The sequence below is a fragment of the uncultured Hymenobacter sp. genome (assembly GCF_964243305.1).
Classification (GTDB): Bacteria; Bacteroidota; Bacteroidia; order Cytophagales; family Hymenobacteraceae; genus Hymenobacter.
On the sequence record NZ_CAXTEF010000016.1, the window covers coordinates 37,375 to 62,896 of the forward strand.

General features: G+C 64.4%; 15 protein-coding genes. 9 read left to right on the plus strand and 6 right to left on the minus strand.

Going from position 1 to position 25,522, the window contains the following annotated elements; genetic code table 11:
- Positions 1 to 20: 20 nt before the first annotated feature.
- Both ACFE70_RS11120 and ACFE70_RS11125 read right to left on the minus strand, forming a co-directional pair.
- On the minus strand, positions 21 to 5,213 hold the full coding sequence (locus ACFE70_RS11120; protein ID WP_375417813.1) for a C25 family cysteine peptidase: 5,193 nt from the start codon (positions 5,211 to 5,213) through the stop codon (positions 21 to 23).
- 86 nt (positions 5,214 to 5,299) lie between these two features.
- Positions 5,300 to 6,397, minus strand: a complete 1,098-nt coding sequence (locus tag ACFE70_RS11125) for a PorV/PorQ family protein (RefSeq protein WP_375417814.1) — start codon at positions 6,395 to 6,397, stop codon at positions 5,300 to 5,302.
- 409 nt (positions 6,398 to 6,806) lie between these two features.
- On the opposite strand from ACFE70_RS11125, the gene ACFE70_RS11130 reads away from it, so the two are divergent.
- On the plus strand, positions 6,807 to 7,148 hold the full coding sequence (locus ACFE70_RS11130) for a PadR family transcriptional regulator (protein ID WP_375417815.1): 342 nt from the start codon (positions 6,807 to 6,809) through the stop codon (positions 7,146 to 7,148).
- Positions 7,149 to 7,218: 70 nt separating this feature from the next.
- Positions 7,219 to 9,954 (plus strand): PspC domain-containing protein, encoded by a 2,736-nt coding sequence (locus tag ACFE70_RS11135; RefSeq protein ID WP_375417816.1) that lies wholly within the window; start codon positions 7,219 to 7,221, stop codon positions 9,952 to 9,954.
- Between the two features lie 150 nt (positions 9,955 to 10,104).
- On the opposite strand, the gene ACFE70_RS11140 is transcribed toward ACFE70_RS11135, so the two are convergent.
- The 3 genes from ACFE70_RS11140 to mce all read right to left on the minus strand — a co-directional run bounded on the left by ACFE70_RS11140 (position 10,105) and on the right by mce (position 12,633).
- Positions 10,105 to 11,571, minus strand: coding sequence for a CCA tRNA nucleotidyltransferase (locus ACFE70_RS11140; protein ID WP_375417817.1), 1,467 nt, complete (start codon positions 11,569 to 11,571; stop codon positions 10,105 to 10,107).
- 68 nt (positions 11,572 to 11,639) lie between these two features.
- Positions 11,640 to 12,215, minus strand: a complete 576-nt coding sequence (locus tag ACFE70_RS11145) for an L-threonylcarbamoyladenylate synthase (RefSeq protein WP_375417818.1) — start codon at positions 12,213 to 12,215, stop codon at positions 11,640 to 11,642.
- Between the two features lie 13 nt (positions 12,216 to 12,228).
- Positions 12,229 to 12,633, minus strand: coding sequence for a methylmalonyl-CoA epimerase (gene mce, locus ACFE70_RS11150; RefSeq protein WP_375417819.1), 405 nt, complete (start codon positions 12,631 to 12,633; stop codon positions 12,229 to 12,231).
- A gap of 154 nt (positions 12,634 to 12,787) precedes the next feature.
- Here mce and ACFE70_RS11155 point away from each other — a divergent pair, with 154 nt between their 5' ends.
- The 4 genes from ACFE70_RS11155 to ACFE70_RS11170 all read left to right on the plus strand — a co-directional run bounded on the left by ACFE70_RS11155 (position 12,788) and on the right by ACFE70_RS11170 (position 15,374).
- Positions 12,788 to 14,002, plus strand: coding sequence for an IscS subfamily cysteine desulfurase (locus ACFE70_RS11155; RefSeq protein WP_375417820.1), 1,215 nt, complete (start codon positions 12,788 to 12,790; stop codon positions 14,000 to 14,002).
- Between the two features lie 95 nt (positions 14,003 to 14,097).
- Positions 14,098 to 14,508, plus strand: coding sequence for a Fe-S cluster assembly scaffold IscU (iscU, locus tag ACFE70_RS11160; RefSeq protein WP_035561862.1), 411 nt, complete (start codon positions 14,098 to 14,100; stop codon positions 14,506 to 14,508).
- A gap of 300 nt (positions 14,509 to 14,808) precedes the next feature.
- Complete coding sequence (locus ACFE70_RS11165) at positions 14,809 to 15,003, plus strand: hypothetical protein (RefSeq protein WP_375417821.1); 195 nt, start codon at positions 14,809 to 14,811, stop codon at positions 15,001 to 15,003.
- A gap of 44 nt (positions 15,004 to 15,047) precedes the next feature.
- On the plus strand, positions 15,048 to 15,374 hold the full coding sequence (locus ACFE70_RS11170) for a HesB/IscA family protein (protein WP_375417822.1): 327 nt from the start codon (positions 15,048 to 15,050) through the stop codon (positions 15,372 to 15,374).
- A gap of 115 nt (positions 15,375 to 15,489) precedes the next feature.
- Here the strand turns inward: ACFE70_RS11170 and ACFE70_RS11175 are convergent, their stop codons facing one another.
- On the minus strand, positions 15,490 to 18,372 hold the full coding sequence (locus ACFE70_RS11175) for an IPT/TIG domain-containing protein (RefSeq protein ID WP_375417823.1): 2,883 nt from the start codon (positions 18,370 to 18,372) through the stop codon (positions 15,490 to 15,492).
- Between the two features lie 563 nt (positions 18,373 to 18,935).
- Here ACFE70_RS11175 and ACFE70_RS11180 point away from each other — a divergent pair.
- The 3 genes from ACFE70_RS11180 to ACFE70_RS11190 all read left to right on the plus strand — a co-directional run bounded on the left by ACFE70_RS11180 (position 18,936) and on the right by ACFE70_RS11190 (position 25,441).
- Entirely contained in the window at positions 18,936 to 22,001 is a 3,066-nt protein-coding gene (locus tag ACFE70_RS11180) for a PAS domain-containing protein (RefSeq protein WP_375417824.1), read from the plus strand.
- A gap of 213 nt (positions 22,002 to 22,214) precedes the next feature.
- Positions 22,215 to 23,867 (plus strand): TldD/PmbA family protein, encoded by a 1,653-nt coding sequence (locus ACFE70_RS11185; RefSeq protein WP_375417825.1) that lies wholly within the window; start codon positions 22,215 to 22,217, stop codon positions 23,865 to 23,867.
- A gap of 254 nt (positions 23,868 to 24,121) precedes the next feature.
- On the plus strand, positions 24,122 to 25,441 hold the full coding sequence (locus tag ACFE70_RS11190) for a TldD/PmbA family protein (protein ID WP_375417826.1): 1,320 nt from the start codon (positions 24,122 to 24,124) through the stop codon (positions 25,439 to 25,441).
- Positions 25,442 to 25,522: the final 81 nt, after the last annotated feature.

Consider the following 25,522-nt stretch of genomic DNA (forward strand, 5'->3'; position numbering starts at 1 on the left):
TATTTCCTACCCCCTGCTAATCACCGCAAGAGCACCAGCTTGCCCCAGTCGTTCTTGAAGGCCTTGTCGCCGCCCGTCTCGCGACGGCTGAAGGTGCCGGCCGCGTCGTCCAGGCTTACGCGGTAGAGGTAGGTGCCGTTGGCGAGGCGGTCGCCGTACTGGTCGGTGCCGTCCCAGGCGTAGTCGGTGAGGTTGTTGCCGATGTGTAGCGGGCCCAGCTCCGGCATGAAAATCTCGCGCACGACCTTGCCGGTGAGGGTCATAATCTGAATTTTCATATTGCGCGGCAGCTCCTGGCCCGTGAGCGTGAACACGAAGCGGGCCTTGCTGGTCACGGGGTTGGGGTAGGGATAGACGTTAGTAATGGCCGATTTGCTCACGACTTCAAACCTGACCTGGTAGTCCTGGGTGCCGGCGCTCAGGTTGCCGGGGTCGCGGCCCTGCACCCGCAAGGTGTAGATGCCATCTTCGAGCTTGGCCTGGCGGCCGGGCTGAAACTCCAGCGTGGCCGTGGTGCCGGGCCGCGACGTGGAGTCGGCCCGGAACAGGATGTCGGCGCTATTGAGGTCAATCGGCGTGGGCGCGGCCTGGCCGGGGCGCTGAAGCGAGACCGTGAAGTAGCGCGCATCCCGGATGTGGCGCAGCTGGTCCTCGTCGCGCAGTTGAATGCTGATGAGGGGGGTAGGCGAGACCAGCTCGCCGCTCAGGATGCGGCGCCCGTCGAAGGCCACGTCAAGCACTGGCGGCACATTGCGGTCGGTGAGGGTGATGGGCGGCAGGGTGAGCAGGTTGTTGAAGTGGTACAGCTCGGGCTGCAAATTCGGGTTTTGCAAGAGCGGGTTCACCTCGACCTGGGCCGTGAGCGTGCCGAACAGGCCGCGCACGTCTATCCGGGCCGAAAACGTGACGCTGGCGCCGGCGGCCAGCGCGCCGGTCGCCGCCGTGACCAGGGCCGTGCGCACCTCGTTGCCGCTGGCATCGCGCAGGCTCACCCGCGCATTGAGCGGCGCCCCGAAGGCCAGGCCCGACACGTTCTTGAACACCACCGGCAAGCTCAGCGAGCCATCCTGGGTGGCCTGCCGGGTGAGCGTGGCGGCTTCGTAGGCGCCGGCCGGGGCCAGGTCGCGGCGCACCACGCCTTCCGGCACACCAGTGTAAGTTAGCAGCCACTGCTGGAGCTGCGGTGGGGTGCGGTTTTCGGCGTCGAGCAGGTTCAGCTCCAGCTGCAAATATGGAAACCGACTGCTGGAAACCGTGTCCACATTCAGCGCGCGGCTTTTTATATCGGGGTAGAGCACGGCCGTATTGCCCTGTGCATCAACGCCCAGCAGGCGCAGCGTGTAAGTGCCGGTGGGCGTCTCGGTTTCGATGCGGTGGTAGAGTGTGCCCCACTGCCGGGCCGGGCCGATGCGGGTCGAGAGCAGCGTGCCGCGGGTGCCGCCAGTGCGCAGCGTGTCGCTCAAACTCAGCAGCTGGGTGGCGCGGGCGGGCGCGGCGGGAGCCAGGTCCGGGCCGGACTCCCGAATCAGGCGCCCGCCGCCGGCTCGCTTCTGCGCTAGCAAAGCGAATGGGTCGCCGTTGCGCAGCTGGTTTTCGGCGATGAGCCGCGAGCCCAGCAGCGTGCCGAGGCTGGTGCGCACGGCGGGGGGTAGGGCAGCGTAGCGCAGGCGGTTCATGCTCACCAGGGCCACGTAGGCGCCGTCGGGCACGTTGGTGAGCAGGTGCACCAGCTCGGCCTGGCGCTCGGCGCTGTTGTTGAGGTTGTTGAGCGTGTCGGTCGGGCTACTGGGGTTGGCCCCGAACACGTAGTAGGGCTGGCTGGCCTGCCCGCAGGCCAGGTAAGGGCCGCCGGCCACGGCCAGGGGTTGCAGCGTGCGCTGGTCGTATACGGCCACGAGCAGGCCGGGGGCCTGGGCGGCGCAGTTGCTCACGAAGGGCGGCGCGGTGGGGTCGGCGGTGATGCCCAGCCGGCCGGCCACGTTGAAAGTCGGCGCCGAATTGGCGGGCCCGCCGCCGGTCGTGGCCAGGGTCAGGCCGCGCTTTTCCTCGGCAAAGTGCCAGCGGCCGCTGGGCGTGGCCACGTCCACGCCCCGCCGCTCGTCGCGCTGAAACTGCCCGTAGTGGCTCTGCGACCAGCCGGCGGGGCTGCCGCTGATATGGCGGAACGAGCTGAGCACGAACCGGCTATCCTCGCTGGGGTCGGCGCCGGGGGTGGCGAAGCGCGCCCGCCAGTACCAGACTATGCTGTCGCGTCCGGCCACGGCCGGCAGCGTCGGCTGCCAGTCGGCGGTGAGGGCGCCGGTGGCGGTGTGGCGCTGCAAGAGCGGGCTGTTGAAGGTCGGCACCGTGTCCAGCTCGAAGGCGTAGGGGCGGCTGGAGCCGGCCGGGTCGTTGGTTTGGGCCACGAGCAGCGGCGCGGCCGTGGGCACAATGGCAAACTCCGGCGGGCTGAGCAAGCTCACGCCGCCGCTCAGAAACGAATAGGTGGTTTGGGCCGAGTTATTGGCTTCGCTCAGCTCGGCCACCTTGTTGCGGTAGTCGAGCTTAACCTGAAACACGTTCTGCCCGAACACGTTGCCCTCATTTTCCAGCACAAAAGCGTAGGTCGTGTCGCGCCGCGAAGCCTGCCGGAACGTCTGCCGGTGCACGGTACTGGGCCGGCCCGCGCCGTACTGCCGGGTCACCTCAATCTCCAGCGAGTCGGCGGTGATGCGGCCGGGGTTGCTCACCCCGATGCTAAGCACGAAGCGGCGGGTGCCGGCCTCGACCGGCCCCGCCTGCCCGGCCACTGGCCGCACTGAAAGCTGAGCATCGGCGGCGATAAAGTCGGGGCGCGGGGGCGCAAACAAGGTCAGGGCGGGGTCGCCGTGCCAGGTAGTGGTGAGGAGCTGCTCGGCGGCAATTTCTTCGCCGAACACCGCGAAGTCAGGGTCGAGCTGCAGGCGGCGCACCGTCTCGGCGTAGGCCACCGTGACGGGCCGGCCGTACCAGGCCGGGTCGTTGAGCAGGAGCTGATACATCAGGTCCTGGGCCTTATTGAGGGGGTAGGCGTAGCCGCGGCCGGTCTGTCCCATCAGGGCCACGGCGCCGCGCTCGGGCGTCAGCAGCCAGTTGGCGCCGAAGGTGGGCGCGCTCACCGTCAGGTGGGCCGCCTCACAGCCGCCAAAAAAGAACAGAAAAGGGTACTTGCCCCGGTTGTTGTACTTGGCGGCGTCGCCCAGGTTAAGGTTAAAGGTGGTGTTGGAGCCGTGCCCGAAGTAGGTTATCAGCCCCAGGCCCGGATTCACTTCGGTCTGCGCCTCCACCTCGACGGGCAGGTTGCCGGGGTAGTCGCGGCGGTTGAAGGTGCGCACCACGCGCCCGCTGAACGGCGGGCGCTCAATCCGGCGCTGGTAGCCGGCCAGGTAGGCGCCGAACTCGGCATACTCGTTTTCCTCGCGCCCGCCCACCAGATTCAGGGCGCGCTTGTGCCAGTCGGCCAGCTCGGCGTCGGGCGCCTCGTACTCGCGCAGCTTGTTGAGGTACGCCATAACTTCCGCCGCCGACTTGGCCACCACGCGCCCGGTGGGCAGCCGCGCCACGTAGTTGCCGCGGGGCCAGTCCGAGGACAGGAAGTTGTCCGACGGCGCGCGGGTCGTGGTCGGCACCAGGTCCTGGCTAAAGTCATTAAGGTGGCGCATGGTGTTGGTGCCGCCGCGGCTGCCCGGAAAGAGCGTCTCATTAGGCCCGATGCCCTGGCCCAGCAGTAGCAGGTAGCGGGTTGGGGCGGTGGCGGGCGAGCTATCGGCCAGCCAGAGGGCGAAGTAGCGCAAAGCCAGCACCGAGCGCTCGCCGTAGTGAAACTGGTCGTAGAGCTGCGGGGCCGTCACCAGCAAGGTATCGTGGCGCCCGCCGGCGGCCGAGGCCCGGTAGTCGGCGTAGGCACGGGCGGCGTTGGGGACGCCCGCGGCCGGCAGCATCAGCCGGGGGTGGGTAATGATAATATAATTGGAGCGGGCGGGGTCCAGGCGGCGGAACGTGACGGGCCGGGCCGGTTGGCCGGGTGCGAGGGGGTAGGCGGCATCGGCGAGCAGCAGTTGGCGGGTTTGCTGGCCGGTAGCGTCCGGAAACACGTAGCGGCGCCGCCGGCCTTCGCCGGCCGTGCCGGCCACGCGCTGCACGTTCCAGGGGTCGTGCACGTCGTAGCCCACCACCGTGGCCGGAATGCTGTCCAGCTCGAAGGTGGCGGGCCCGGCCAGGGTCGAGTCGTTGTGAAAGTGCAGGCGGTGGCGGTCAGGGTACCAGCGGTTGGCCTGCGCGGCCGTGATGCGGTAATAGGTGACCCGAAACAAGTCCCTGGGCACATCGGGAGTGGTCAGAATGCCGAAGCGGATAGCCACGTCGCCGCGGGCGGTAAATTCCGACTTTTGCAGCGTGGCCCGGAACCGGCCGGGGTTGAGGCCCGAAAATGGAAAGCGCCCCAACTCCCGCTCCGGCGCGCCCGGTGGCTCCACAATGGCTCTAATCAGGTGCGGCCCCAGGTTAGGGCTCACGATTACCGCCTCCAGGCGCGGGGCCGGACTAGCCAGAATGGCCCGCAGCAGTGAATCGAGCGGCTCGGCGGGCGAGTAGCCCGAGTAGTCTTCGCCCATAAAGCCTTCGGCCCCTTGCAGCCAGGGCAGGTGGGTGTTGCCGGCCACCTCGCGGTAGAAGTTGGTTTTCAGCTTGAGCGAGCTGACCAGCCGGTAAGGGTGTAGCGGGCCGGCCGCGGGCAGGGGCTCGGCCATGCGGCGGCCGGGCTGCGCGCCGTAGGTCAGGAAGTAGGCTGCCGTGTCGGTGTCGAGGCTGTAGAGCTGGTGGGGCTGCTCGGCGGGGTCTTTATAGTACTCGGCGTCGAGGCGTCCGTCGTTGCGCTGCCCGAAAAACTCCAAGAAAGTGCTGGCGTCGAAGCCCGTGGCGCTGCCGCCCACGAACACGGCCACCTCGCGCCCGCGCCGCCAGAGCTGCAGGCGCGCCGGATTGGCAATGGCCAGGCCAGTGCGGCTCAGGTACTGGTTGTCAAGCCGGTAGATACCATCGCGCCAGATTTTAATCTTCACGTACTGCTGGCCCGGCACTATCCACTCGTTGCCGTAGGGACCCGACTGCGCCCGGCCCGGCTGGGAGGCCGCCAGCAGCAGCACTGCTACTAATAAACTTAGCCCGAACCATTTAGGCGGGTAAAATGACTTCATACTCTTAACAGATAAGATAAATTGGTAATTGACTGAGGGCTTTCTCCGGCTGCTCCGGGCTAACCATAACCAGTAAGCGCGGCTCCCTACTTAAGCCCGTAGCCCAAGCTGACAATCAGCGAGTTGGTCTGGGAGTAGGAGCCGAATGTGGCGTCGAGACGCGAGAGGGCCAAATCGACGCGCAGGCCGTTCAGGGCCACGCCCGCGCCCAGGCTGTACTGGCCCACAGTCGATTTTTTGTTGTCAAAGGAGCTGACCTTCTGAAAGTTGCCGGCTCCGCCGCGCAGAAACACCAGCTGCTTGTAGCCCAGCTCCAGCCCCAGGCGCGGGTCTACGCTGAGCAGGCCCGTCGAGAGGGGCGTGTTGCGGCGGCCGTCGGTGGTCATCTCAATATCGGTGGCCACCAGCGCCGTGAACTGCCCCGGCAGGCTGAACTGCTGCCCTACCCCCAGCACGAAGCGCGGCAACGTGATTTCGGTGCTGTTACCGGGCACGTCCTCGCTTATACCGAAGGGCGTGGTGTTTTTGAATTTGTCGGCGTCGATGCTCCAGGAGTTGAACGTGGTCGTCACGTCGCGGGCCATCAGGGCCAGCCGCCAGCCGCGGCGCTGGTACTGCAGACCGGCATCGATGCCGAAGCCGTAGGCGTTGGCAAATGAGCCCACGTTGCGGTAGATGAGCTTGGCACTCGCGCCCACGCTCAGGCCCTCGGGGCCGAGCTTGCGGGCATACGAGAGCAGGGCGGCGTAGTCGGCAATGGAGAAGAGGCTGATGCGGTCGTAGTCAATCTGCCCGTACTCATTGATGAGGCTGCGCGTGTCGGCAATGTCATCGACGCCGAGCCGGATGACGCTGATGCCCACCGCGCTACGCTCGTCAATCGGCATCGAAAACGCGGCGTAGTCGGTCTTGACAATGCCGGCGAACAGCTCCGAGTGCATCAGCGTGCCGTCGTACTTAGCGGTTTGGCGGGTCAGGCCGGCCGGGTTCCAGTAGCCGGCCGTGGAGTTATCGGCCAGGCTGACCTGCACCTTGCCCATGCCCAGGGCGCGGGCCCCCACGCCCACGTTCAGGAATTCGTTGCTGTACTTGGGCGTCTTGGTCGATTGGGCCAGCGCCGGCAGCGTCGCGGCGGCCAGGGCCAGGCCCAGCGCCGACCGGAATAGCGGGGAGAGAAGCGGCATTGATAGAGGTAGAAATAATCGGTTTATAGGCTGCGGTAGCGGCACGCAAGTTACCGCTTTATAGGGCATTGCGGGCGGGTGAGGGGGTAGGGAATGGGAAAAGGGCGAAGGACGACCGTCATGCAGAACGCAGCGCAGCGAAGTGAAGCATCTCGCGTGGGGAAGTGATTCAGATGTCAGAACAACGATTGGGTTAGTGCCGCACGCGAGATGCTTCCCTTCGGTCTGCATGACCGGCTGTTAAACAGTTAACACCAGAAATCCCTACCCCCTGCCTGGGCGGCAAAGACCTTGCCCGCGCCAATTATTACTCCTTCCGCGCAACAAAAATATTTCCTGCAAGTATCTTGCATTACAAAGTACCTCTGTTACCTTTGTACTGTTCCTCACCCACTAGCCGCTATTGCCCATGAAATTAGAGAACACCCAGGTGCAGATGCGCAAAGGCATCCTCGAATTCTGCATCCTGGAAATCATTGCCCGCGGCGAAGCCTACGCCTCGGACATGCTGGAGGAGCTGACGCAGGCCCGCATGATTGTGGTCGAGGGCACGCTCTACCCGCTGCTCACGCGCCTCAAGAATGCGGCCCTGCTCGACTATACCTGGAAGGAATCCACGTCCGGGCCGCCGCGCAAATACTACACGCTCACGCCCGCCGGCCAGCAGTTTCTGGAGGAACTGCGCCAGACCTGGGACGACATGGCCCTCTCGGTGAGCATCATCCGCCGGCCCATGATGCGGGCGTCCTAGCCCGCCAGCCCCTACCCCCTTCTTCTCCGCTAACTTCCACAAAGCCACCTGACTTACCCGCTGCTTAGTCATGAAAAAGAACATCAGCATCAACTTGCAGGGCCTCATCTTTCACATCGAAGAAGATGGCTACGAGCAGCTCGGCCGCTACCTGGCCGAGGTGAAGGCCCACTTCGCCCGCTTCCGCGGCCACCAGGACATCGTGGCCGACATCGAAGGCCGCATGGCCGAGATTTTCGCCCAGCGCCTCTCCCCCACCAAGCAGGTCATCACCCTGGCCGACGTGCAGGAGATGGAAGCCAAGATGGGCCGCGTGCGCGACTTCGCCGCCGACGTGGACGCCGACGAGGACGATGAGGCCGCCGACTTCGCCACCAACGGCAGCAGCGCCGGCAGTGCCAGTGCCAGCGGCTACGCCAACGCCACGGCCACGGCGCCCCCGCCTACCCCCTCTGCTTCGGCCAACACCGCCGCGGCCGACGAGCCGCGCCGCCTTTACCGCGACACGCGCCACGGCAAGATTGCGGGCGTGGCGGCCGGGCTGGGGCACTACTTCCACGTCAATCCGGTGTGGGTGCGGCTGGCCTTCGTGGCGCTGGTGCTGGCGCGGCCCTTGTTCCGCGGCTTGCTGCATGGCTTTGATTTTGATGGCGACAACACCAATTTCGGGGGCTTTAACCTGGGCGGGCTGGGGGTGATTAGCTACCTCATCCTCTGGATTGTGCTGCCCAAGCGCGACGATGCGCCAGAGCCTATTGCCACGCTGGCCAGCAGCGGGCCCTGGGCCGGGCGGCGCCTGTTCCGCGACGTGGACGGCGGCAAAGTGGGCGGCGTGGCCCTGGGCCTGGCCCACTATTTCCAGGTGGATGTGGTGCTGGTGCGGGTGCTGTTGCTGGCGGGCTTTTTCGCGGGCGGCTTCACCTTTATTCTGTATCTGATTTTGTGGGTGGCCGTGCCGGTGGCCAGCACCGTGAGCGAGAAGCTGCAAATGCGCGGCAACGACGTGACGCTGGCCGGCATCGCCTCTTCCCTCGATGCCACCGAGGGCCAGCCGCTGGGCGCCACGGTCAATGCCCGGCCCGTGGGCCGCTTTCTGGAAGGCGCGGCCAAGGGGGCCCGGCCGGTTTTTAATGGGGTAGGCACTATTATCCGTTGGAGCACGGGCGCGCTGCTGGTGCTCATCAGTGGGCTGCTGCTGATTTCGCTGGCCGCGGCCTTGGGCGGAGTGCTGGGCATCGTGCCGGCCGATTCCGTTATTCATCTCGGCACCGAGCAGGAAACCAACGCGCTGCTGCGCAACGTGACGAGCTGGGGGGCGCTGGCCTTGTTCCTGGCCACGGCCATCCCGACACTGGCGTTTCTGCTGCTGGGGCTGCGCCTGCTGCTGCGCCGCCCGGTGCTGGGCCGCACGGCCAGCCTCTCGCTGCTGGGCCTCTGGATTCTGGGCCTGGTGGGCACCGGCGCGGCGGCGGCCACGCTCACCAATGAGTTTCGCACCCGCAGTAGCGTCACCCAAACCCGGCAGCTGGCCGTGCTGCCCGGCCGCAGCCTGGTGCTGGATATGAGCGAGCAGTCCGACTACCTCGACCGGGTTCGGGTGCGCTTCGCGGCCGCCGACAGCGGCCAGGCGCCCAGCGCCGAGCTGGAGTTTTCGGCCCGTGGCCGCAACCAGGCCACGGCCCGCCAGACGGCTTTGCAGTCGGTGGACTACGTGATTGGGCAGCGCGACTCGACCCTGACGCTGGCCCCCGGCCTGACCCTGCGCGACGGCGCGCCCTACCGCAGCCAGCGCCTCACGGCCACGCTGCGCCTGCCCCTGGACCGCACCTACCGCCTCACGCCGCGCTTTCTGGAACAGCTCGACGATAACAACTTCGTCGATAACTACCCGCCCCGCGACAACCAGGCCCACCGTGTTCGGCTCACCGTCGATGGGCGCCTGCGCTGCCTCGACTGCCCGCCCCGCCCTGCCGGTGAGGGCGACGGCAATGGCGCCGGGCGAAACTTCCGCGACGGCGACGACAATGACGGGGATGACGACGGCGTGGACCTCAACATCAACGGCGAGCGGATGCGCATCCGGGTGGATAAGGACCAGGACGGCGACCCCGACGTGCAGGTGGACCTGCCCGTCGCCCGCTTTGATACCTCGCCCGCCTCCTACGGCACGGGCCGGCAGGCCCTGGCCGCGGGCGCCGAGTTCAGTGAGGTTGATGCCGCCGGTGACTTCCGGGTGCTGGTGCGCCAGGGCAGCGGCTTCAAGGCCGAAGCCGCCGGCCGCCCCGAAGACATGAACGAAATGCGCCTGCGCATCGAAAATGGCAAGCTTGTAATTCGCCGTCGCAACGCCGACTCTTTCCTGCCCAGCATGAACTTCAACAACCATCCGGTGCTCATCACCATCGAAGTGCCCGAGCTGCGCGCCCTGGATTTGGCCGGCGCCTGCCAGGCCGACGTGAGCGGCTTCGACTCCGATAACCTGCGCCTCGAAGCCAGCGGCGCCTGCATCACCCGCCTCGACGCGCGCATCACCAACCTCAGCCTCGACCTCTCCGGCGCCTGCGCCGTGGAGCTGCGGGGCCAGGCCGACCAGCTCCGCATTGAGGGCTCCGGCGGCACCTTAATAGAGGCCCTGGCGCTGAGCACCCGCCGCACCAGCCTCGACCTCAGCGGCATCAGCCAGGCGCGCGTGCAAGTGAGCGAGGAGCTGAACGCCGACCTCTCCGGCACCTCCCGCGTCAGGTACCGCGGCCAGCCCCGCATCACCCAGGAGTTGAGCGGCACCTCCCGCCTGGAGCAGCTCTAAGGCCGGCTTCAGGGAGCAAGGAGGGGGTAGGGAATGGCTGCAAATTCCCTACCCCCTCCTGCCGCGCCAAAGCCCTGGCAAGGGGGGTAGGGAATGCGCGAATTCCCAAAATTAGGAATCAGGAATTGACGGTCACGGGCGCCAGGGGTTTCAGGCGCCTGAGCCGTGTTCCGCCGCATCCGCCGCCGCAGCGGGTACGGCGGGTATCGGAGCCAGTCCCTTGGCCTTGCCCTGCTCCAACAGGAAGGCTAAGGCTGGCTCCTTTTCGTTCGGAATAACCCCTTCCAGAATGGCCTCCATCACCGCATTCTTCAGCTCGCCCACTTCCTTGGAAGGCTTCAGGCCGAAGGTTTCCATGATGATTTCGCCGGTGATAACGGGGCGGAAATTGCGCAGATGGTCCTTTTCCTCGACTTCGCGCAGCTTCTGCTCCACCACCCCAAAGTTGCGCAGGTAGCGCTCCTTGCGCTGATGGTCTTTGCTGGTGATGTCGGCCCGGCAGAGCAGCATGAGCCGGTCAATGTCGTCGCCGGCCTCGAAGAGCAGCCGCCGCACGGCCGAGTCGGTCACAATCTCCTTCACCAGCGCGATGGGCCGCAGGTGCAGGCGCACCAGCTTTTGCACCATGCGCATCTCCTCGCCCAGCGGCAGCTTGAAATCGGCGAAGATGCCCGGCACCCAGCGGGCGCCCTTGTCCTCGTGGCCGTGGAAGGTCCAGCCGATTTTCGGGTCCAGGCGCTTGGTGGCGGGCTTGGCGATGTCGTGCAGCAGGGCGGCCCAGCGCAGCCACAGGTCGCCGCCGGCCGCCGCCACGTTATCCAGCACTTGCAGGGTGTGGTAGAAATTGTCTTTGTGGCTGTGCGGCCCCACTTTTTCCACGCCGTGCAGCAAGACCATCTTCGGAAAAATCAGCGGCAGCAAGCCCGACGTGAAAAGCAGCTTGAAGCCGTAGCTGGGGGTAGGCGATTCAATAATCTTGTTCAGCTCGACCGTGATGCGCTCCTGCGACACGATGCGCAGGCGCTCCTTGTTGCGGGCAATGGCGTCGAAGGTGTCGGGCTCAATATCAAAGTTGAGCTGGGCGGCAAAGCGCACGGCCCGCATCATGCGCAGCGGGTCGTCGGAGAAGGTAATGTCCGGGTCGAGCGGGGTGCGGATGGTGCGCTGGCGCAAATCCTCCAGGCCGTTATACTCGTCCACGAGCTGACCAAAATCGGCCTCGTTCAAGCTCAGGCCCAGCGCGTTGATGGTGAAGTCGCGGCGGGCCAGATCCTCGGCCAGCGTGCCGGCTTCCACTTCGGGCTTGCGGCTTTCGGCGCGGTAGCTTTCGCGACGGGCGCCCACAAACTCAATCTCGCCCGCTTCCTGGGTGGGCAGCATGGCCGTGCCGAAGTTCTTGAACACCGTTACCCGGCCGCGGCCTTTCAAACGGCGCCCCACGGCCTCGGCCAGGGCAATGCCGTCGCCCACGGTCACTACGTCGATGTCCTTGCTCGCGCGCCCCAGGGCCAAATCCCGCACGTAGCCGCCAATCACGTAGGCCGGCTGGCTCAGCTCAGCCGCAGCCGCGGCGATGGTGCGAAAAATGGGCAATTCGGGCAGTTGGGGCAGGTTCATACCAGCAAAAGTACGGCGACCCGAAAAGGCGGTCATGCTAACCGCCTTTTCGGGTCGCCTGATACTCCCTACGCCCGCACTACTTCCACCTGCCCATCCTCGCTCAGCCGCACCAGCCGCGAGGGCGCCGTGCGGGTTTCATCGTCCTGGCGCCAGCCCACCACGTGGTCTACTTTACGCAGCAGCACCGGGTCAACTTCCTTATAAGTAGCTGGTGCGGGCTGCCCGGCTAGGTTGGCCGACGTGGAAACCACGCCGTGGCCCAGGCGCCGCAGCAGCTTGTGGCAAAATTCATCCTGCGGAATGCGCAGTCCCACGGTGCCATCCGGGGCGAGCAGGCCGGCGGCCACGGTCCGGCTGGCGGGCAGAATGAAGGTTGTGGGCCGCTCCTGCGCCCGGCTCAGCTCGCCGGCCAGGGCCAGCGGCACGGCTTCGGCGTAGCGGCTGAGCATGGCCACATCGGCCACCAGCACGATGCTGGGCTGCCCGGCCGGCCGGCCCTTGAGCTGATAGAGGCGCTCGACGGCGCGCGGCACTTCGGCGTCGCAGCCCAGGCCCCACACCGTATCGGTGGGGTAGAGAATAATTTGCTGGAGCAGCAAGGCTTCGAGCGCGGCCTCCACTTCTTCGCGGAACTGTTTCATAGCGGCTCGGGGGCTATTTTATTTCCTGGCACAACTCAATCAATACGCCGGCCGCGCTTTTGGGGTGCACGAAGCACACCAGCTTGTTGTCGGCGCCCGGCTTGGGCTCTTCGTTTAATAAGGCGAAGCCGGCCCCTCGCAACCGCGCCATTTCGGCCCGGATGTCATCGACTTCAAACGCTACGTGGTGCAGGCCCTCCGGCTTTTTGGCCAAAAACCTGGTGATGGCGCTCTCGGGCGCGGTGCCAGCCAGCAACTCAATCTTGGCGCCGCCCACCTGAAAAAACACCGTATCCACGGCTTCGCTGGCTACGTGCTCGGTTTTGTGGGGCTTAATGCCGAGTAGCGCGGTATAAAGCTCGGTGGCAGCGGCCAGGTCGTGCACGGCCAGGCCGAGGTGTTCGAGGTTGCGGAACATGGGGGGGGGGTAGGGAAAGCCGAAACGGGCCGCGGCGGAAGCTGCACTGTTCTATTTAGATTGTGTCTATTTTTGCGAAGCCAAAGTAAACCGATTCTCACTCGCGGCTGTTCTATCGGTAACTATTTCTTCGCGGCTTTTCGCCCACTTCGCCATGCTCAAACTGCCGATTTACCTCGACAATAATGCCACCACGCCGCTCGACCCGCGGGTGCTGGACGCTATGCTGCCTTACTTCACCGAGCACTTTGGCAACGCCGCCTCGCGCAATCACGCCTTTGGCTGGCAGGCCGAAGAAGGCGTGGACTACGCCCGCGAGCAGATTGCCAAGCTCATCAACTGCGACCCCAAGGAAATTATCTTCACTTCGGGTGCCACTGAGTCCGACAACCTCGGCATCAAGGGCATCTTCGAGATGTATAGCCAGAAGGGCAACCACATCATCACCGCCACCACCGAGCACAAGGCCGTGCTCGACACTTGCAAGCACATCGAGAAAATCGGGGGCCGCGTCACCTACCTGCCCGTCGATGGCGAAGGCCTGATTAATCTGGCGGAGCTGGAAGCCGCCATGACGCCGGAGACCATCCTCGTGTGCCTCATGTATGGCAACAACGAGATTGGTGCCTTGCAGGACATTCGCGCCATCTCCAAGATTGCGCACTCCAACGGCGCGCTCTTCATGAGCGACGCCACGCAGGCGGTGGGCAAGATTCCGGTAGATGTGCAGGCCGATGGCATCGACCTGATGGCCTTCACGGCTCACAAGATGTACGGCCCGAAAGGCATCGGCGCGCTTTACGTGCGCCGCAAAAATCCGCGCGTGAAAGTCACGGCGCAGATGGACGGCGGCGGCCACGAGCGCGGAATGCGCTCCGGCACGCTCAACGTGCCCGGCATCGTCGGCTTGGGCAAGGCTTGTGAGCTGGCCCGCCTCGAAATGGCGCAGGATGCTGAGCGCCTGAGCAAGCTCCGCGACCGCCTCGAAGCTGAGCTGACCACGCTGGAAGAAAGCTACGTCAATGGCTCGCGCGAGCACCGCCTACCCCACGTCACGAATATCAGCTTTAAATACGTGGAAGGTGAAGGCCTGATGATGGGCGTGAAAGATTTGGCCGTCTCGTCGGGCTCGGCCTGCACGTCGGCCTCGCTGGAGCCTTCCTACGTACTCAAGGCGCTGGGCCTGAGCGACGACCTGGCCCACAGTTCCCTGCGCTTCGGCCTGAGCCGCTTCACCACCGACGAGCAAATTGACTACGCTATTGGCCACGTCAAGGAAGCCGTCACCAAGCTCCGCGAGATGTCGCCGCTCTGGGAAATGCATAAGGAGGGCATCGACTTGAGCAAAATCGAGTGGGCAGAACACTGATTTTTAGTTATGAGTTATGAGTTGGCGACTGGCTAACTTTTGCTCAGAACTACCAACTCATAATTCATAATTTTTAACTTATAACTTCAAAAGCAATGGCTTACTCCGATAAGGTAATCGACCACTACAGCAACCCGCGCAACGTGGGTACGCTGGACAAAAGCAAGAAGAACGTGGGCACTGGCCTCGTCGGCGCTCCTGAGTGCGGCGACGTGATGCGCCTGCAAATTGAGGTAGACGAAGCCACCAATACCATCACCGACGCCAAGTTCAAAACCTTCGGCTGCGGCTCGGCTATTGCCTCGTCGTCCTTGGCGACGGAATGGCTCAAGGGCAAGACCGTGGATGAGGCCCTGGCCATCGACAACATGGAGATTGTGGAAGAGCTGGCTTTGCCGCCGGTAAAAATCCACTGCTCAGTGCTGGCCGAGGACGCCATCAAGTCGGCCATCTCGGACTACCGCGTCAAGAACGGCCTGCCCGCTCTGGAGCTGGCGCACCACTAAATTAATTATGAGTTAAGAATTATGAGTTATGAGTTTGGGATAATTGGTCTAACCATAATTCAACTCACAACTCATAATTTTTAACTCATAATTAATTTATGGACCACGTCGAGGTAGGTAGACCGAATTCAGTAGCATATCGAGTGGCATTTAGGATTGGCCCAAAGCTAATTGTTGGTTGATTTTCGGCAAATCGACCAGCAAACGCGATTGGGTTTAATAACCGCCAATTCGCGTCACGTGCAAAGCTTTCTATTTCGCTACGAACTAGGTTACGACTGCCTCGACTGACTGCGAAAGATGCTGGTTTATGTCCAGCGTTTTCGCGACAGTGATAGTGCCTGCACCGTGCAGTGGCGCGCCCGTGGCGAGCGGGAGCTGCAAACCTCCTATTTCCGGGCTCACAACGTGTATGAGGCGCTGGATAAGCTCTTTTCTGGCCGTGACCAGAGCACCCTCACTGTCTTCAGCGTGGTGCTGAATCCTTCTTCCTGACCAATTGTTATCCCGCCGACACCGAATACCCACGCTAGAAAATCATGATAACTGTCTCTGATAAAGCCAAGCTCAAAGTTGAGCACCTGATGCGCGACGCCGAGCTGGACAGCACTTACCGCCTGCGGGCCTCGGTGGCGGGCGGCGGCTGCTCGGGATTAAGCTACAAGCTGGATTTCGACAACGAGGTGCGGCCGATGGACCAGGAGTTTGAGGACAAAGGGGTGCGGGTGGTCGTGGACATGAAATCATTCCTGTACCTGGCCGGCACCGAGCTGGATTTCTCGGACGGCCTCAATGGTAAAGGCTTTCAGTTTAATAATCCCAACGCTTCCCGCTCCTGCGGCTGCGGCGAAAGCTTTTCGGTGTAAGTCAGCTTCCGGGCCAGGCTGCAAGAACAAGCCTCGGCCAGCTTATTAAGCTCTATAAAAAAAGCCTCGTGCGGAATGCACGAGGCTTTTTTGCTTTACATCGCCTCCCTACCCCCTATTCCTTACCAAAGCGCCAGACCCGGCCATCGGCCGTGCGCAGCAGGTAAGCGCCGGCGGGCAGCCCCGGCAGCATCAGCTCGCCGGAGGGGGGTAGAGAAGTAGTTTGGAGGATGCGGCCAGTGAGGTCGAGCACGTGCACGATGGTGCCGGCGGGAGCGGGCACACTCAGGCGGTCGTGAGCGGGGTTGGGATACAGAGTCAACGTGAGGGCAAGCGAACTACCCGCGGCAGGAGCCAGCGCCACGACCGGGCCAAAGGCAGCCCTGCCATCCTTATCCAGTTGGACCAGACGGTAATAGAGTGCGGCGGCGGGCGCGGCGCGGTCGAGCACCGCATAGTGCTGCGCCTGGCTGGTGGTGCCGTGGCCGGCGACGGTGGTGATGGTGCTAAACAAGCGGCCATCCGAGCTGCGCTGCACCTCAAAGTGCTTACTGTTCAGCTCCGAAGCTGTGGTCCAGCTCAGCTGCACGTCGGCCCGCTGGCGGCGGGCCCCGAAGCTGGCGAGCGTGACGGGCAGCGGGTTGATGGCGGCTTCCGCGTTGGTGCGGGCCAGGGCAAAGTCGCTGAACGACGTGAATGTGCCCGACGTGATAGTACCGCTGGCGTAGCCGCCCACGGGCGCGGGCATGGTGATAGCTACTCTGGAGCGGCCGATGTTTTCCCAGCCGGCGCCGCTGTTCTTGCCCACCGTCAGGCCCGGATGCTCGGGCTCGTTCACCTGGTCATCGGGCCCGAAGCTGAGCGTGACGGTGCCGCTGAAGTTGTTGACCGTCGGCGTAGAGGTGATGGAAAAGGAGCGCGCGCCCGACACGTGCGTGAGGGCTGGCAAGGCGGTGGTGGCCAGCAGCTTAGTGCGGTCCGGGGCGGGGCCTTCGCGCTGCGCAACCAGGTATGTGCTGGCATCCTGGGCGGTGGCGTTGAGCACGACGGGGCGGTAGGACAGGCCGCTGCCGGTGGGAAATACCAGGTTGCTCACGGCGCCGGCGGCTGTTTGCCGGGCCAGCGGGCCATTGATGAAGCTGGTGCTGCTGCTCTGCGGAAGGCTGGCCGTGCTGCCGAGCGTGAGCAGGTTGGCGGCGCTGGTGGTGAGCGCGCCGCTAGTCAGCGTCAGGGGGCCGTCGAGCCGCAGGGGAGTAGCGAGGAGCACGCCCGCGGAGTTATTGAGGGCCAGTCCGACCGTTGGATCGAGCGTGATAGTGCCACTGATAGTCTGCGGCTCGGTACCCGCCAATACCAACTGACTAACAAGCGAGTTATTGGAAGGCCTCATTTGCAGAGTGCCTTGTGATTTTAAATCACCCAGCAGACGCAAGTCATTGCTTAGCGTGGTCGTAAACCTGACGCCAGCACCAATAATTAGATTGCCCTGTATTGTAAGCGCATTACCTGACCCTGCGTAGCTATAGGTGTTCCCAGCACCCGGACGCGAACGCAAAACCAAAGTGCCGTACGTGCGTCCGGAAGCAGAAAGTGTAGTAGACGCGTTTGACCCGGCTGGCGGCCGAAAGTCGAAAATGCCGAACTCGGTACCCGCTACTGCGCTTAGATTTTCGGCCACCCTGGCGTGGCTGGTTCGGCTGGCGTGGCGGTAGCTGCCGCCGTTATAGATAAAGGCAACAGGACCGGAGCCGGTAACATCAACACCTGTCCCGGAAGCAGCCCCACTAGCGTTGGTGATAACTCCCTTGCTATGAATTGCTAAGGCTGTCACCCCGGTGCCCGAATTGGTTAGTATCAGGGATGGAGTCATCGTATTGCTAACCGGCACCAGCACAAAAATGGAGTCGCCCGCGCCCGGATTAATTGTCAACGATTTGACGCCGACCGCTATATTCTGGTCGAGGCTGACGGTATAGGGACCGGCCACGAAGCGGTGGTCGAGCAGCACCTCATCGCCGCTGCCGGGCACCCGGCCGAGGCTCCAGTTGCCGGCGTCGAACCAGCTGCCGGTGCGGGCCGCGCCGGTCCAGCGTGGCAGGGCGGGCGTCACGCCGAATGGAAAGGCGGGCGAGGTGGCGCCGCCGGCCGGGTTGGTCACCGTCACCGCATAATTGCCGGCCGTGGCAATGGCGGCGGCGGGCACCTGCGCCGTGAGGGAGGTGGCGGAGACGTAGGCAGTGACCAGATTCGAGCCGTTGAACATCACGACCGCGCCGTCCTGAAAATTCCTACCCCCTACCGTGAGCGCAAACCCTGGCGAGCCTGCCTCCACCGGGTTGGGCGCCAGACTGGTGATGGTCGGGTCAACGGTGTTGACGGCCTGCACCTGGAAGTTGTCGAGGCGTAGTGTGCCGCTCGTGGAGGTCCCGCCACTGGCCAGCAGCCGGAACGTCAGGCTACCTGGCCTGTTTAAAGCTGGCTGACCCGACAAGTCAAAGCTGCCTTCCGCGAAGCTGCCGGTGCCGGGGGCAACTGCCTCCTCGACGGCCATGTAGGCGCCCCCGTTCACGCTGTATTGCAGGGTGAGCGTCGTGGCCCCAGTGCCAGAGCGCTGGCTTTGCAGGTAGAGCTTGAAAGCCGAATACTTGGGCAAATCGGCACCTCCGAGGCTAAACTCGAAATACTTGCCGGTGCCGCTGGAGTTGGCCATGTTCAGGGCGTTGCCGGCCGTAGGGTTGGCCGCGAAGGCCCCCGCGCCCGTGACCGCGCCCGGAGCCGGGGCAAACGGCTGCGAGCCGTTCGCGGCCGAGGTGACGCCGGGCGCCGTCGTGGCAGGCGCGGCGGGGTAGGCCGCCGCCGAGTTGAAGTCATAGTTAACAATGGTGGTTTGGGCCCGCACCAGCAGAGGCAACCCCAGGGCCAGCCCCAGTAGCACGCCACAACTGCCAGCTTGGCTGTTGCGCCCGGACCGGCGTGAGAAAAGGAAAAATGAAGTCATAAGCAGTTTGGGAAAGGACATGAGGTTATGCCATAGCTATATGCTTACAAATGTAGGAGCTGCTACCGTTCGGCTTGCACTCCTCCCTTATTTATTTGCAGAATCAAGGCATTATGCAAATTCTCGTAGCCAGCTTCACTTCACTAAGTCGGGCGGCGGGCCTGACCGAAAGCACCTTTAAACGCTCAAAAGCGCGGACCACGCGCCGAACTATTGCCCGCTGAAGCATCGTGGTCAAACTTGTTTTTTCACCACGCGGCGCCCCGACGCATTTTAATTTAAATAACTTCGCGAAGAAAAAACTGGATAGAAAACGGCGGCCTCCTCTACTTCCGGCCTGGCAGCGCCACCTGGGGGGTTAAAGGCGTTTTGAGGGAAAGCACGCCACTTTTCGGGCCGCGAGGCGCCGCGTACCTTAGCTCAGCCGAGCGGGGGGGGGTAGGGCGCCGGAGCAAAGCTGATGGTTAGCCCGGCGCCCTACCCCCTCCCCTGAGCTTTGCCGCCCGCCGCTGACCGGCGCCACAGTCGGCTCGTTCTGCTTTTTGCCTTGCTTTCCGCCGTTCATGCCTGCTGCTTCCGCACCTGATTTCTCCACGCTGCTCCCGGTTTTTAATGCTCTGCCTGGGGCCTACCTGCTGCTCTCGCCCGAGTTGATAATCGAGGCGGCCAGCGACGCCTACGTGGCTAGCACGCTCATGGCCCGCGAGCGCCTGCTCGGCCGCTACCTGTTCGAGGTATTTCCGGACAACCCGGCTGCCCCCGAAGCGCACGGCCAGCGCAACCTGCGCGCCTCCCTGGCCCAGGTGCTGGCCACGGGCCAGCCCCACGAAATGGCCCCACCGCACTACGACCTGCCCGACCCGGCCGCGCCCGGCCGGGTCGGGCAGCAGCACTGGCTGACGAGCAATACGCCCGTGCTCGATGCGCAGGGGCAGGTGCGGCACATCATCCACACCGTCACCAATATCACCGGGCAGGTGCGGGCCGATGCCGAACTGGCCCGCAGCCAAGCCGCCGCCGCCGCCCGCGCCGACGCCGAGCGGCAGCGCCAGCAAGTGCACGAGGTGCTGATGCAGGCCCCGGCCCTGATTTGCCTTTTTCAGGGCCCGGCGCACGTGTTTAGCCTTGTCAATCCGCCTTACCAGCAACTGGTGGGCCAACGGCCGCTGCTGGGGCGGCCCATCCGCGAGGCCATGCCGGAGCTGGCCGGCCAGCCTATTTTCAGCTTGCTGGATAAGGTGTACCAGACCGGCGAGACGTTCTACGCCCAGGAAATGCTCGTGCAGCTCGACCACGCCAACACCGGCGACCAGGAGCTGGGCCAGAACTACTACAACTTTATCTACCAGGCCACGCGCGAGTTGAGCGGGGCCATCAACGGCATCCTCGTTTTTGCCTACGAGGTCACGGCCCAGGTGCGGACGCGCCGGCAGGTGGAGTACGGCCGCCAGCAGGTGCAGGACCTCAACGAGGAGCTGGCCGCCACCAACGAGGAGCTGCGCGCCACCAATGAAGAGTTTCTGGCCAGCAATGCTGAGCTGACCCGCACCCAGCAGCAGCTGCGCCAGCTCAACCAGGAGCTGGAAACCCGCGTGGCGGCCCGCACGACCGAGGCCCTGGCCGCCCGCGCCGAAACCGAGCGGCAGCGCGAGCGCCTGGAGCGCCTGTTCATGCAGGCCCCGGCCGCCATCTGCATCCTTGATGGGCCCGAGCTGGTCTTCGAGCTGGTCAATCCCGGCTACCAGCGGCTGTTTCCCGGCCGGGACCTGCAAGGCCAGCCCCTGCTGGCCGCCCTGCCCGAGCTGACCAACCACGCGGCGTGGCGCAGCTTGCAGCGGGTGTACCAGACCGGCCAAACCCACGAGGAGCAGAACATGCTCATTCCCGTGGCCCGCCACGCCGGGGCTCCGCTGGAGAATAGGTACTTCAACTACGTGCAGCAGCCGCGCTACGACGAGCATGGGCAGATTGACGGCGTGGTGGTCTTTGCCTTCGATACCACCGGGCAGGTGCGCGACCGGCAACGGGCCGACACCCTGCAAACCGAGGCGATGGCCGCCGCCCGGCGTCAGACCCAGGAGCGCGAAACGCTTTACCAGGTCTTCGAGCGGACGCCGGCCGCCATCTGCATTCAGCGCGGGCCGACTCACCGCTATGAGTACGTTAACCAAGCTTACCAGGACTTTTTCCCGGACCGCCAGCTGCTGGGCCGTCCCGTGGCCGAGGCCCTGCCCGAAATTGTGCCCCAGGGAATCGTGGCGTTGCTGGATAAGGTATATAAGACTGGCGAAACCTACTTCGGCCACGAGGTGCCGCTCACGATAACCCCCGGCGCCCGCCCACCCGAAGACCACTACTACACCTTTACCTATCAGGCCTACCGCGAAAACGGCCAGATTGTGGGCATTTCCACGTTTGCCTACGACGTAAGCGAGCAGGTGCAGAGCAAGCAGGAGGCCACCCGCCAGAGCCAGCTGCTGCACCAGCTGTTCCTGGAAGCGCCGGCTCCCATCGTCATCCTCGACGGCCCGGAGCTGGTGTTTGAGTTAGTCAACCCGGCCTACCAGCAGATTTTTCCCGGCCGGGAGCTGCGGGGCAAACCCTTGCTGGTGGCGTTGCCCGAGTTGGCGGGCACGCCCATTCCGGAACTGTTTCGCCGGGTGTATCAGACCGGCGAGCCCTACGTGGCCCAGGAGCTGCCGCTGATGATGGCCCGCCACGAAGGCGGCCCGCTGGAAGAAATCTACTGGACCTTCACCTACCAGGCCCGCCACAACGCGGCCGGCGCCGTGGATGGGGTAATGGTTTTCGCCCACGAAGTCACCGACCAGGTGCGGGCCCGCCGCGTGGTCGAGCAAAGCGGGCAGCAGGCCCAGGCCCAGGCTCAGGCGCTGACGGCCGCTAACCAGCAGCTCACCCGCGCCAACGTGGATTTGGACAACTTCATCTACACCGCCTCCCACGACCTCAAGGCGCCCATCACCAACATCGAGGGCCTGCTGCACGTGCTGCGCGAGCAATTGCCGGCTGCAACCCAGCGGGCCGGGGCGGTGCAGCCGGTGCTGGCCATGATGCAGGGCGCTATTGAGCGCTTTCAGCTCACCATCGCCCAGCTCACCGACGTCTCGCGGCTTCAGCAGGCCCAGCCCGCCGAAGCCGTCGATTTGGCCGCCCTGGTCGAGGACGTGCGCCTGGATTTGGCCTCGGTGCTGGTCGCCGCCGGCGCCCGGCTCACGGTGGAGGTAGCGGCCTGCCCCCAGGTTTTATTTGCCCCTAAAAACCTACGCAGCATCATCTACAACCTGCTCAGCAACGCCGTCAAATACGGCCATCCCGGCCGCCTGCCCGTAGTCGAGCTGCGCGCCTACCCCCTTCCCGGCAGCCAGGGCCAGGGCGAAAGTCAGGCTTCGGGCGGGGTGGTACTGGAAGTGCAGGACAACGGCCTGGGCCTGGATGAAACCCAGCAAGCCAAGCTGTTCGTCATGTTTCAGCGCCTGCACGACCACGTCGAGGGCTCCGGCATCGGCCTCTACATGGTCAAGAAAATCGTGGATAATGCCGGCGGCACCATCCAGGTGCAAAGCCAACCCGGCGTGGGCTCCACGTTCACCGTCACGCTGCTGGCCTGAGCCCGGAGCGCCGGCCAGGGGCGGCGGCCATTCCCTACCCCCCCCGCGCCGCCCAAGCCGCCCGGCGCGGCGGCGTCAATCTTTTCGCATCAGCCACCAGCGGCCCCGGCGCAACGTTGCGCGGGGCCGCTGGTCTTTGCGGCGGTGAGGATTTATCTTCATCTTTACAATTCAGCTGGCAATACTGCTAAAATTCCTACCCCCGCTCCTGCTTTGAAACGACGCGACTTTGTGAGCCTGACCAGTCTGGCCGCCGGCACGCTGTTTTTGCCCGCTTTCCCCAGCCTCAGCGGCTCGCCCGTGGACCCCGCCCGCCTGCTGGTGCCCGGCGCCGACACCGTGCTGAAAAAGCGCCTGGCCGATGCCGCCCTCAATGCTGCCAAAACCGCCGGCGCCACCTACGCCGACGTGCGCATCGGCCGCTACCTGAATCAGAGCATCTTCACCCGCGAAAAGCAGGTCCAGAACATTGCCAGCGGCGAAAGCTACGGCGCCGGGGTGCGGGTGCTGGCGGGCGGCACCTGGGGCTTCGCGGCCACCAACTCGGTGACGGAAGCCAGCCTGGCCAAAACCGCGCAGCTGGCCGTGCAGATTGCCAAGGCCAATGCCAAGGTGCAGCGGGAAAAAGTGGTGCTGGCCCCGCAAAAGGGCTTCGGCGAGGTGAGCTGGCAGACGCCGATTAAGCAAAATGCCTTCACCGTGCCCGTGGCGCAGAAAGTGGAGCTGCTGCTGGCCGCCAACGCCCAGGCCCTCGACAACGGCGCCTCGTTCGTCAACTCCTCGCTCTTCCAAATCAATGAGCAGAAGTACTTTGCCTCCACCGATGGCTCCTACATCGACCAGGACGTGCACCGCATCTGGCCCACGTTCAGCGTCACGGCCATCGACCGGGCCAGCGGCAAGTTCCGCACCCGCGACGCGCTCAGCTCGCCGATGGGCCTGGGCTACGAGTATCTCTCCCCCCAGGCCGCCGACAAGGTCGCCGGGCCAGCCGGCACCGGCCTCACCGGCTACCGCAACTCCTACGACCTGCTGGCCGATGCCGCCCTGGCCGCCCGGCAGGTTAAGCAGAAGCTCACCGCCAAGTCGGTGCTGGCCGGTAAATACGACCTCGTGCTCGACCCCAATCACCTGGGCCTGACCATTCACGAGAGCGTGGGCCACCCCACCGAGCTGGACCGCGTGCTCGGCTACGAAGCCAACTATGCCGGCACCTCGTTTGCCACCTTGGACTGGAAAGCCAAAAAGCTGCCCTACGGCTCGAAGCTGGTCAACATCGTGGCCGACAAGCTCCAGCCCGGCTCGCTGGGCGCGGTGGGCTACGATGACGAGGGCGTCAAGACCAAGCGCTGGGACCTCATTAAGGAAGGAATGCTGGTGGACTATCAGAAAATCCGCGACCAAGCCCACATCCTGAACCAAACCGAATCGGACGGCTGCTGCTACGCCGACTCCTGGAACTCGGTGCAGTTCCAGCGGATGCCCAACGTGAGCTTGCAGCCGGGCCGGGCCAAGCTCAGCGTCGATGAGCTGGTCAAGAACGTGGATAAGGGCATCTACATCGCCGGCAATGGCTCGTTCAGCATTGACCAGCAGCGCTATAACTTCCAGTTTGGCGGACAGGTGTTCTACGCCATCGAGCAGGGCAAGATAACCGGGATGCTGGAAGACGTGGCCTACCAGGCCAACACCCAGGAGTTCTGGAACTCCTGCGCCGCCATCTGCGACGAGTCCGATTACCGCCTGTTCGGCTCGTTCTTCGACGGCAAGGGGCAGCCCTCGCAGGTGTCGGCCGTGAGCCACGGCTCGGCCACCACGCGCTTTAATGGCGTCAACGTGATTAACACGGCCCGCAAGATTGGCTGATAAACGGCCCGACTCCCCTCCTTTTTTAAGGAGGGGACGTTGCCGCGCAGTGGCAACCGGGGTGGTGCCCGTCATTGAACAGGGTCAGAACGATTACTTCCCGCTACTTCCCTACCCCCCTGTTTGTCGCTGAAGTCGTTAGCTCCGCTGTCCTTCGGTTCCACGACGCGCACCACCTCCGTTTCAGCTGCGCTGAAACATCCCCTCCTTAAAAAAGGAGGGGAGTTTGTTCCCTACCCCCCTCCATTCCGCCCATGCCTATTCTTTCCCAAACCGACGCTCAGAATATCCTCAAAAAAGTGCTTGGCTTCAGCACGGCCGACGAGTGCGAGGCCACGCTCACCGGCAGCGTCGAGGGCAACGTGCGCTCGGCGCGCAACACCATCAGCACCGCCGGCACCGCCGATAACGTGTCTCTGGCGGTCCAGTCGCGCTTCGGCAAGCGCAGCGGCGTGGCGACCTGCAACGAGTTTGACGAGGCCACCTTGCGGCGCTGCGTGCAGCGGGCCGAGGAAATTGCCCGGCTCGCGCCCGAAAGCCCGGAGTACGTGCCGCTGCTCGGCGCCCAGCAGTACCAGGCGTCGCCGGCCGCGTTTGCGGCGCGCACGGCCGCCATCACGCCCGACTACCGCGCCGCGCAGATGGGCGCCAGCATGGCCTTGTGCGAGGCGCGCAAGCTCTCGTCGGCCGGCTTCTTCAACGACTCGGCGGGCTTCGTGGCCAAGCGCAACAGCAAAGGGCTGGAGGCTTATCAACAGGTCACGAACCTGGATTTCTCCATCACCGTGCGCACGCCCGACGGCACGGGCTCGGGCTACGCCATCGCCAACTACACGGACCTGGCTAAGTTCGACGCCGCCCGCCTGACTAAAGTGGCGGCCGACAAAGCCGCCGCCTCGGTCAAGGCCAAGGCCATCGAGCCGGGCAAGTACACCGTCATTCTGGAGCCGGCGGCGGCCGTGGATTTACTCAGCAACATGATGCGCAGCATGGACGCCCGCGCCGCCGATGAGGGCCGCTCGTTTCTGAGCAAAAAGGGCGGCGGCAGCAAGAAGGGCGAGAAGGTGTTCGACGAGCGCGTGACCATCTACTCCGACCCGCTCCACGCCGAAGTTGCCAGCCTCACTTTTGCCGACGACGGCCGCCCGCAGGGCAAGACGACGTGGGTGGAAAAGGGGGTAGTGAAAAACCTCTACGCCTCGCGCTTCTGGACCCAGAAAGCCAGCATCCCGGACCTGCCGCCGCCCAACGGCTGGATTATGGAAGGCGGCACCCAAAGCACGGCCGACCTCATCAAAGGCACCGCCAAGGGCATTCTCGTCACCCGCCTGTGGTACATTCGCCCGGTTGACCCGCAAACGCTCTTGTACACGGGCCTGACGCGCGACGGCACGTTCTACATCGAGAACGGCGCCATCAAGTTTCCGGTCAAGAACTTCCGCTTCAACGAGAGCCCCGTCATCATGCTCAACAACCTCGAAGCCATTGGCCGGCCCGTGCGCCTGGCCGGCAACCTGGTGCCGCCGCTCAAGATTCGCGACTTCACCTTCACCAGCTTGTCGGACGCCGTGTAGGCCGATAGCATTGGCGCGGGGCTCTGCCCCGTGCCGCCTAGTCGCCGGCCTCTGGCCGGGTTGCGCCGGCCGGAAGCGTCA